Genomic DNA, 10,025 nt, shown 5'->3' with positions numbered 1-10,025 from the left:
GTCAAGCTCGTGGTCGGCGACGTCGCCGACCAGGCGCTGGTCACCCAGACCATCCTGCAGCACCGCATCGACGCGCTCGCCCACTTCGCCGCCCGGATCGTCGTGCCGGACTCGGTCGCCGATCCGCTCGGCTACTACCTCGCCAACACCGTCAAGACCCGCGCCCTGATCGAGGCCGCCACCCGCGCCGGCGTGCGCCACGTGATCTTCTCCTCCACTGCCGCCGTCTACGGCGAGCCCGAGGTGGTGCCGGTGCCCGAGGACCTGCCGCTCAACCCGATCAACCCCTACGGCCGCTCCAAGCTGATGAGCGAGTGGATGATCGCCGACGCGGCCGCCGCGCACGGCTTCACCTACGTGGTGCTGCGCTACTTCAACGTCGCGGGCGCCGATCCGGCCGGACGCTCCGGGCAGTCGACCCCGGACGCCACACACCTGATCAAGGTGGCCACGCAAGCCGCGCTCGGCCGGCGCGACCGGCTCGACGTCTACGGCACCGACTACCCGACGCCGGACGGCTCGTGCCTGCGCGACTACATCCAGGTCTCTGACCTGGCCGAGGCGCACCGGGTGGCGCTGGATCACCTGCGCGGGGGCGGCGAGAGCCTGACGCTGAACTGCGGCTACGGCCGGGGCTACTCGGTCCTGGAGGTGATCGAGGTGGTCAAGCGGATCTCCGGGCGGGACTTCGACGTGCGGCTGTGCCCGCGCCGGGCGGGCGATCCGGCGCGGATCGTGGCGGAGGCGGGGCGGATCCGGTCGCGGCTGGGCTGGCAGCCGCGCCACGACGACCTCGACGCCATCGTCTCCCAGGCGCTGGCCTGGGAGGACAAACTCAGTACGCGCAATCGGGTCTGACGGGATGCCGTCCCGCCGCGCGCTGCTTGCCGCCGCCCTGTCTCTGGTCCCGAGCATGTCCCAGGCCGCGAAGGCGCCGGCTTCGAACGATGCCTTTCAAGCCTTCATCGCGTCCCTGCGCCCCGAGGCGGAAGCCCGCGGCGTGTCCGCCGAGACCTTCGCGGCGGCCTTCCGTGGCATTATGGCGCCCGATGCCACAATCCTGGCACGGACCCGTCAGCAGGGTGAGTTCGTGCGGCCGGTCTGGGACTATCTCGTCGGTGCCGTCTCGGCGGGTCGCATCACCCGGGGACGCGCCCGATCGGCCACCCTGGCGCTCACGCTCAAGGCGATCGAGGACACGTACGGCGTCCCGGCCCCGATCGTGCTGGCGTTCTGGGGGATCGAATCCGATTTCGGCGCGAGCGCCGGCAACATCTCGACCGTCCGGGCGCTCGCGACGCTGGCGGAGGCCAAGCACCGCGGCACGCTGTTTCGCGACGAACTCCTGTCCGCCCTGACGATCCTCCAGCGCGGCGACATCACGCCCGAACGGATGAGCGGAAGCTGGGCGGGTGCCATGGGACAGGTGCAGTTCCTGCCCTCCACCTACCTCGCCCACGCGGTCGATTTCGACGGCGACGGCCGCCGGGACATCTGGACCAGCGACGCCGACTCGCTCGCGTCCATCGCGGCCTATCTCAAGGATCTGCGCTGGGATCCGGCTTTGTCCTGGGGCTACGAGGTGCGGCTGCCGGAAGATTTCGACCTGGCCGCCTATTCGGGACCCCTCAGCGGTTTCGCGGCTCGGGGGGTCCGGCGGGCGGATGGAAAGCCGTTGACCGGAAGCGGGAACGCCGCGCTGTTCCTGCCTGGGGGTATGGGCGCGCCAGCTTTCCTGATCACCGGCAATTTCGAGGTGATCCGCCAGTACAACACGTCGGATTCCTACGCCCTCGCCGTGGGCCATCTCGCCGACCGTCTCGACGGCGGTCCCGCCCTCGCAGCGCCCTGGCCCACGGGACCACGCCTCGACGGCGCGGGACTGCGCGCGCTTCAATCCGGCCTCACTGCAGCCGGCCTCTACGATGGTCCGACCGACGGCCGGGCCGGCCCGAAGCTGCGTGACGCTGTGCGGCGCTACCAGATCGGCGCCGGGCTGCCAGCGGATGGCTACGCCTCGCCGGCCCTGCTCGCCAAGGTCCGGGACGGTAACGGCCCGGCACGATAATCGAGGTCCGAAGCCCGGTTTAGACGTGCAAGCCGGTCTCCCGTATAGTGTCGCCTGCCGGCCGGCATTCTGGTCGCCCTGAAGTCGCGGGATACGCATGAGAGTCGCCGTCTGGCGTCGCACGACCCGTCTGGCCCTCCTCGGGCTGGCCGTCCTGCTGGGCCAGGCAGCCCTGTCGCTGCTCGGCAATACGGCGGCCCTGGCGCAATGGGGCGACAGCTATCAACCGCCCGGGAACGGGGCCTATTCGGAAGCGCCGATGCGGCGCCGCCCGCGCGATGCCTATTATCGCGACGACGGCGCCTACGCGCGCCAGCCCCGCTACGCGCCGCCCCAGGAAGCACCGCGCCAGTTCTACTGGCCCTGGGAGGACAGGCCCCAGCAGCCGGTCGCCCCCCCGCAGGAGCGCACCTATCGGGCGCCCCGGCCGCGCAGCAATTACGGAACCGCCGATGCGCAGCGGCCCCCGCCCGCGATCAAGCGTCGGGAGCGGCCAGCCCGGGCGCCGACACCGCCGAAGCCCACCATCGCCAAGACTGCGCCGAACGTGCAGATCGCGGTGTTCGGCGATTCGCTGGCCGACCATCTCGCCCATGGGCTCGAGGACGTCTTCGAGGACAATGCCGACATCGCGGTCGTCGATCGCGCGAAGGGCGACAGCGGCCTCGTGCGCAAGGACGTGGTCGACTGGCCCAAGAGCGCCGAGGATTATCTCCGCACGAACCCGAAGGTCCGTTACGCGCTGGTCATGCTGGGGGCTAACGATCGGCAGCCGATCCGTGAGGGCGACGAGACCGTCGATCCGCTCACCGATCGCTGGAAGGCGCTGTACCGCGCGCGGATCGACGCCCTGGTGAAGGTGTTCGCCGACCACAAGGTGCCGCTGGTCTGGGTCGGGCTCCCGCCGATGCAGAGCGACAGCCTGAGCCGGGATCTCGCGAGCCTCAACGACCTCGTCCGGGACAGCGTGACCAAGGCCGGCGCGACCTATGTCGATATCTGGCCCGGCTTCGTCAATGACCGCGACCGCTACGCGGCCTCGGGCCCGGATCCCGAAGGGCAGATCGCCAAGCTCCGCACCGCCGACGGTGTGCACTTCACCAAGGCCGGCGATCGTAAGCTGGCGCATTTCGCCGATGTCGAGCTGAAGCGGCTGATGGGCACGGCGACGCCGACGCTGACCGATCAGCCGCCGACCGCAACCATCGCGCCGGCCGGGCCGCCCTCGACGACGGGACCGAGCCTCGACGGTTCGGGGCAGCCCACCGATACCGCGACGATCGATCGCCAGATCACCGCGATGCTGCCGAGCCTGCCGGAGCCCCCGGGCGTCCCGGCACTACCGGTCAAGCCCGCGGCGGGCCCCGTGGTGCCCCTCGGTCGAACCGAGGTGTCTCCCGGTGGAACCTTGCTGACCGGACGGCCGCGCGACGGCGACAACCTCGGCACCGTCGAGCGGACGCTGGTGCGCGGTGCTGCGCCATTGCCTCAGCCTGGCCGCGCCGACGACTTCCGCTGGCCGCCCGGCTGAAGCAGGAGACCGGCGTGGGCCTCGTGATCCCGCGCCGATGACCTCGCAAAAACCTAGCGCGGCAGGACGCTGGCGCCCATCAGGGTTTCGTCGATGGCGCGGGCGGCCTGGCGGCCCTCGCGGATCGCCCAGACCACCAGGGACTGGCCCCGGCGCATGTCGCCCGCGCTCCAGATCTTCTCGTCCGAGGTGCGGTAATCCTCCTCGTTCGCCTCGACGTTTCCGCGCTTGCTCACGCTGATGCCGGATTGCTCGAGGAGGCCCTTCTGGACCGACCCTGCGAAGCCGATCGCCATGAACACCAGATCGGCCGGAAGGATGAACTCGCTGCCGGGGATCGGCTGCCGCTTGGCATCGACCCGGGCGCAGACCACGCCGGTCAGGCGGCCCTTCTTGTTGCCGTCGAGCCGCAGGGTCGCCGCCTGGAACTCGCGCTCGGCGCCTTCGGCCTGACTGGAGGAGGTGCGCATCTTGGTCGGCCAGTACGGCCACACCGTCAGCTTGTCCTCGCGCTCGGGCGGACGGGGGCGAATGTCGAGCTGCGTCACCGACAGGGCGCCCTGGCGGAACGCGGTGCCGACGCAATCCGAGGCGGTATCGCCGCCGCCGATCACCACGACGTTCTTGCCCGAGGCCAGGATCGGCACCTCGCCGTTGCCGCGCATCGGCTCGGCCGCGACGCGGCGGTTCGACTGGATCAGGTAGGGCATCGCGTAGTGGACGCCCTCCAGCTCCTGTCCGGGGAGCTGCGGGTTCCGAGGATCCTCCGCGCCGCCGCAGAACATCACCGCGTCGAACTCGGCCTTCAGCTCTTCGACCGGCTTCGTCACGCCGATGTTCTGGTTGTAGTGGAACACCACGCCCTCGGCCTCCATCTGCCGCACGCGGCGGTCGATGTGGCGCTTCTCCATCTTGAAGTCGGGGATGCCGTAGCGGAGCAGGCCGCCGGCCTTCGGCTCACGCTCGAACACGTGCACGTCGTGGCCGACCCGGGCGAGCTGCTGGGCCGCCGCGAGGCCGGCCGGCCCGGAACCGACGATCGCCACGCGCTTGCCGGTGCGCACGGAGGCCGCTTCGGGCTTGATCCAGCCCATGTTCCAGGCGCGGTCAGCGATGGCCTGCTCGATCGTCTTGATCGCGACCGGCTGGTTCTCGAGGTTGAGCGTGCACGCCTCCTCGCAGGGCGCCGGGCAGACGCGGCCGGTGAACTCCGGAAAATTGTTGGTCGAGTGGAGGTTGCGCGACGCTTCCTCCCAGTCCGACTGGAACACCAGATCGTTCCAGTCCGGAATCTGGTTGTGGACCGGGCAGCCGGTCGGGCCATGGCAGAACGGGATGCCGCAATCCATGCAGCGCGCCGCCTGCTTGGTCAGGTCGTGCTCGTCGAGCGGCAGGGTGAACTCGCGGAAGTGCCGCACGCGATCGGCCGCGAGCTGGTACTTCTGCTCCTGCCGGTCGAACTCGAGGAAACCCGTGATCTTGCCCATCGATCAACCCTTGAGGCCCGCAGATCGACCGATGCTGCCGCCTATAAGACCTTCATTCCGCCATCGGCGCCCGTATCGCGCGGGCACCGATCATTAGAGGCTTATTCCGCCGCCACCGGCATCCGCGCCATCTCCATCTCGCGCAGGGCGCGGCGGTATTCCACCGGCATCACCTTGACGAACTTGGTGCGGAAGCTCGCCCAGTCGTCGAGGATCTGCTTGGCCCGCGGGCTGCCCGTGTACTTGAGATGGTTGGTGATGAGCTGGCTCAGGCGCTCCTCGTCGTGGCCGGACATGTCGGCCAGGATGTCGACGCGCCCCTTGGTCTCCAGGTCGCCGTCCTGGTGGAAGCGGCGCATCAGGTCGTCCTCCTCCTCGACGGGTTCGAGATCGACCATCGAGAGGTTGCACCGGGCCGAGAACGAGCCGTCCTCGTCCAGCACGTAGGCGATGCCGCCGGACATGCCGGCCGCGAAGTTGCGGCCGGTCTCGCCGATCGAGACGACGACGCCGCCGGTCATGTACTCGCAGCCATGGTCGCCCATGCCCTCGACCACGGTGATCGCGCCGGAATTGCGCACCGCGAAGCGCTCGCCCGCGGAGCCGCGGATGTAGCACTCGCCGGCGATCGCCCCGTACAGCACGGTGTTGCCGACCATGATGGTCCGGTCAGGCGGCGATCGCAGGGCGTCGCTCGGCCGGATGATCAGCTTGCCGCCCGACAAGCCCTTGCCGACATAGTCGTTGCCGTGGCCGGTCAGCTCGATGGTGACGCCTGCGGCGACCCAGGCGCCGAAGCTCTGGCCGGCCGTGCCGGCCAGCTTCACCACGATGGTGTCGTCGGGCAGCCCCTCGTGGCCGTGGGCCTTGGCGACCATGCCGGACAGCATCGCGCCCGCCGCCCGATCCGAGTTGCGGATCGTGTCGGTGACGACCACCGGCTCGCCGGTCTCGATGGCGTGCTTGGCCCGCTCGATCAGGCGCCGGTCGAGGACCGTATCGATCGGGTGGTGCTGCTTCTCCACATGCCGGATGGCGATGCCTGCGGCGACCTTCGGGCGGTGGAACAGCTTGGTGAAATCGAGCCCGCGCGCCTTCCAGTGGGCGATGGCCTCGACCTTGTCGAGCACGTCGGAGCGCCCGACCGCCTCCTCCAGCTTGGTGAAGCCGAGGGACGCCAGGATCTCACGCACCTCCTCGGCCACGAAGAAGAAGTAGTTCACCACGTGCTCGGGCGTGCCCTTGAAGCGCTTGCGCAGCACCGGGTCCTGGGTCGCGACACCCACCGGGCAGGTGTTCAGGTGGCACTTGCGCATCATGATGCAGCCGGCCGCGATCAGCGGCGCGGTCGAGAAGCCCATCTGGTCGGCGCCGAGCAGGGCCGCGATGATTACGTCCCGCCCAGTCCGGATGCCGCCATCGGCCTGGAGGGCGACGCGCCCGCGCAGGCCGTTGAGCACCAGCGTCTGCTGGGTCTCGGCGAGGCCGGTCTCCCAGGGGCCGCCCGCGTGCTTGAGCGAGGTGAGCGGGGCGGCGCCGGTGCCGCCGTCATAGCCCGAGATCGTGATGTGATCGGCCCGCGCCTTGGCGACGCCGGCCGCGACAGTGCCGACCCCGACCTCCGAGACGAGCTTCACCGACACGTCCGCGGACGGATTCACGTTCTTCAGGTCGAAGATCAGCTGGGCCAGATCCTCGATCGAGTAGATGTCGTGGTGCGGCGGCGGCGAGATCAGGCCGACGCCCGGGGTGGCGTAGCGGACCTTGGCGATCTTGGCGTCGACCTTGTGGCCGGGCAGCTGGCCGCCCTCGCCGGGCTTGGCGCCCTGCGCGACCTTGATCTGCATCATGTCGGAATTGACGAGGTATTCCGTCGTGACGCCGAACCGGCCCGAGGCCACCTGCTTGATCGCGGAGCGGCGCGAGCGCCCGTCCGGCAGCGGCTTGAACCGCTCGACCTCTTCGCCGCCTTCGCCGGAATTCGAGCGTCCGCCGAAGGAATTCAGCGCGATGGCGAGCGTCTCGTGCGCTTCCTTCGAAATGGATCCGTACGACATCGCGCCCGTGGCGAAGCGCTTGACAATCTCGGAAGCCGGCTCGACCGAGTCCAGCGGCACCGACTCGCGGCCGAGCTCGGCTGCCGACCTCAGGCGGAACAGGCCGCGCAGGGTCTTGAGCTGGTTCTCCTGCCGGTTCACCAGCGCGGCATACTCGCGATAGCGCTCGGGCACGTTGAGGCGCACCGCGTGCTGGAGCGTCGCGATCGTGTCGGGCGTCCAGGTATGGGCCTCGCCGCGCAACCGGTAGGCGTATTCGCCGCCGACATCGAGGGCGTTGCGGTAGATCGGCGCGTCGCCGAAGGCATCGCGGTGACGGCTGACCGTTTCTTCCGCGACCTCGGCCATGCCGACGCCCTCGATGGTGGTGGCGGTGCCGAAGAAGTCCCGGCCCACGAAGGTCGAGTTCAGACCGACCGCGTCGAAGATCTGCGCGCCACAATAGGACTGGTAGGTCGAGATGCCCATCTTCGACATGACCTTGAGCAGGCCCTTATCGATCGCCTTGATGTAGCGGTAGATGATCTCGTCGTCGGTGAGGTCCGGCGGGAACTCGTCCTTCATCGCCAGCAACGTCTCGAAGGCGAGATAGGGATTGATCGCCTCAGCGCCGTAGCCGGCCAGGCACGCGAAATGGTGCACCTCGCGCGGCTCGCCAGATTCGACCACGAGGCCGACCGAGGTGCGGAGGCCCTTGCGGATCAGGTAGTTGTGCACGGACGCCGTGGCCAGCAGCGCCGGGATCGGGATCCGGTCCGGCCCGACCGCGCGGTCGGTCAGCACGATGATGTTGTAGCCGCCACGCACCGCCGCCTCGGCCCGGTCGCAGAGGCGATCGAGCGCGCCGTCCATGGCCTGCGCGCCCATCTCGGCCGGGTAGGTCATGTCCAGGGTCTTGGTGTCGAACCGGTCCTCGAAATGGCCAATCGAGCGGATCTTCTCCAGGTCGCCGTTGGTCAGGATCGGCTGGCGGACCTCCAGGCGCTTGCGCCGGGACGCGCCCTCCATGTCGAGCAGGTTCGGCCGCGGCCCGATGAACGAGACAAGGCTCATCACCGCCTCTTCCCGGATCGGGTCGATCGGCGGGTTGGTGACCTGCGCGAAGTTCTGCTTGAAGTAGGTGTAGAGCAGCTTCGACTTCTCGGAGAGCGCCGAGAGCGGCGTATCCGTGCCCATCGAGCCGACCGCCTCCTGGCCGGTGACGGCCATGGGCTGCATCAGCAGCTTCAGGTCTTCCTGCGTGTAGCCGAAGGACTGCTGGCGATCGAGCAGGCTCACGTCCGAGCGCGATTCCCGCGCCACGACGGGCTTCAGGTCCTCCAGCACGATCTGGGTGTTCTTGACCCAGTCGGCATAGGGGTGCGCGGCCGCGAGCTCGCCCTTGATCTCCTCGTCGGAGACGATCCGGCCCTTCTGAAGGTCGATCAGCAGCATCCGGCCGGGCTGCAGGCGCCAGGACTGGACGATCTTCTCGTCCGGGATCGGCAGCGTGCCCATCTCGGAGGCGAGCACGACGAGCCCGTCATCGGTGACGATGTAGCGGGCCGGGCGCAGGCCGTTGCGGTCGAGGGTGGCGCCGATCTGGCGGCCATCCGTGAAGGCCACGGCGGCCGGGCCGTCCCACGGCTCCATCAGGGCGGCGTGGTACTCGTAGAAGGCGCGCCGCTCCTCGCTCATGAGCGGATTGCCGGCCCAGGCCTCCGGGATCAGCATCATCATGGCGTGGGCAAGCGGATAGCCGCCCTGCACGAGGAACTCGAGGGCGTTGTCGAAGCAGGCGGTGTCGGACTGGCCCTCGTAGGAGATCGGCCAGAGCTTCGAGATGTCGTTGCCGAACAAGTCCGAATCGACGCTGGCCTGGCGGGCCGCCATCCAGTTGACGTTGCCGCGCAGCGTGTTGATCTCGCCGTTATGGGCGACCATCCGATAGGGGTGCGACAGACGCCAGGTCGGGAACGTGTTGGTGGCGAAGCGCTGGTGGACCAGGGCGATCGCCGAGACGAATCGCTCGTCCTTCAGGTCGAGGAAGTAGTCGCCGATCTGCGTGACCAGAACCATGCCCTTGTAGACGATGGTCCGGGTCGAGACGGATACCGGGTAGAACTCCTTCACCCGCGGGTCGTCGAGGGCATAGACCTTGTTGGAGATCACCTTGCGGGCGACGAAGACGCGCCGCTCGAACACGTCCTGGTCGGAGACCGAGCCGGGACGACCGATGAACACCTGCCGGTGATGCGGCTCGGTCGCCTTCACGGCCACGCCGAGATCCTCGGGATCGACCGGCACGTCGCGCCAGCCGAGCAGCGGCAGGCCCTCGTCGGCCAGGGCCGCCTCGATGATTCCCTGGATGATCGCCCGGGGCTCCTCGGCCTTGGGCATGAAGAACTGGCCGATCGCGTATTGGCCGGCCGGCGGCAGCTCGAAGCCGAGGCGCGAGCACTCATCCGCGAAGAAGCCGTGCGGGATCTGTGTGAGGATGCCGCAGCCGTCGCCCATCTTCGGATCCGCGCCCACCGCCCCGCGATGGTCGAGATTCTCGAGGATCTTCAGGCCCTGCTGGACGATGGCATGGGTGCGGCGGTCATGCATGTCGGCGATGAAGCCGACGCCGCAGGCATCGCGCTCGTTGGCCGGATCGTAGGCGCCCTGGGCTTTGGGCAGGGCGGGGTCGCGCACCGTGAGCGGCATCGCGCCGCCGCGCGGAGCGACAGCCTGGAACTCGGAAGCAGCAAACTCGTCGGCGGGTCCGCGCTGGGCCATGCTTCGTCTCGTCCTTCCCTCGATCCCGTCCGCTGCCGATCAACCCGCCAGCATGTTTCATGCCCGCGAGCCGTCGCCGCCCGGCGCCCCGACCCGATGCCGCAGGCGGTTCGGCCGGTCCC

Annotated in this window: 5 protein-coding genes; 3 read left to right on the top strand and 2 right to left on the bottom strand. The window is 69.1% G+C overall.

Features of this window, described 5'->3' with window-relative positions; genetic code table 11:
- From galE to MKL20_RS07275, 3 genes are all read left to right on the top strand, one after another.
- Positions 1-858 (top strand): UDP-glucose 4-epimerase GalE (gene galE / locus MKL20_RS07285; RefSeq protein WP_244036115.1); only part of this gene is annotated, 858 nt, incomplete at its 5' end.
- Between the two features lie 4 nt (positions 859-862).
- The gene (locus MKL20_RS07280; RefSeq protein WP_244036114.1) at positions 863-2,068 is read left to right on the top strand and encodes a lytic murein transglycosylase; all 1,206 of its coding nucleotides are present in this window, start codon (positions 863-865) and stop codon (positions 2,066-2,068) included.
- A 97-nt stretch (positions 2,069-2,165) separates the two neighbouring features.
- The gene (locus MKL20_RS07275) at positions 2,166-3,599 is read left to right on the top strand and encodes a DUF459 domain-containing protein (RefSeq protein ID WP_244036113.1); all 1,434 of its coding nucleotides are present in this window, start codon (positions 2,166-2,168) and stop codon (positions 3,597-3,599) included.
- A gap of 53 nt (positions 3,600-3,652) precedes the next feature.
- Here MKL20_RS07275 and MKL20_RS07270 read toward each other — a convergent pair whose 3' ends face one another.
- Both MKL20_RS07270 and gltB read right to left on the bottom strand, forming a co-directional pair.
- Positions 3,653-5,086 (bottom strand): glutamate synthase subunit beta, encoded by a 1,434-nt coding sequence (locus tag MKL20_RS07270; RefSeq protein WP_243962228.1) that lies wholly within the window; start codon positions 5,084-5,086, stop codon positions 3,653-3,655.
- Between the two features lie 101 nt (positions 5,087-5,187).
- Positions 5,188-9,903, bottom strand: coding sequence for a glutamate synthase large subunit (gene gltB / locus MKL20_RS07265; protein WP_409568128.1), 4,716 nt, complete (start codon positions 9,901-9,903; stop codon positions 5,188-5,190).
- Between the last annotated feature and the right edge of the window lie 122 nt (positions 9,904-10,025).

Source organism: Methylobacterium sp. E-066, assembly GCF_022829635.1.
Classification (GTDB): domain Bacteria; phylum Pseudomonadota; class Alphaproteobacteria; order Rhizobiales; family Beijerinckiaceae; genus Methylobacterium.
The sequence above is the reverse complement of the archived record's forward strand: the minus strand, read 5'-3'. Positions and strand labels throughout refer to the sequence as shown.

Coding starts and splice junctions, on each gene's coding strand:
- MKL20_RS07275 (WP_244036113.1), top strand. CDS start 2,166: ATGAGAGTCGCCGTCTGGCGTCGCACGACCCGTCTGGCCCTCCTCGGG.
- MKL20_RS07270 (WP_243962228.1), bottom strand. CDS start 5,086: ATGGGCAAGATCACGGGTTTCCTCGAGTTCGACCGGCAGGAGCAGAAG.
- gltB (WP_409568128.1), bottom strand. CDS start 9,903: ATGGCCCAGCGCGGACCCGCCGACGAGTTTGCTGCTTCCGAGTTCCAG.
- MKL20_RS07280 (WP_244036114.1), top strand. CDS start 863: ATGCCGTCCCGCCGCGCGCTGCTTGCCGCCGCCCTGTCTCTGGTCCCG.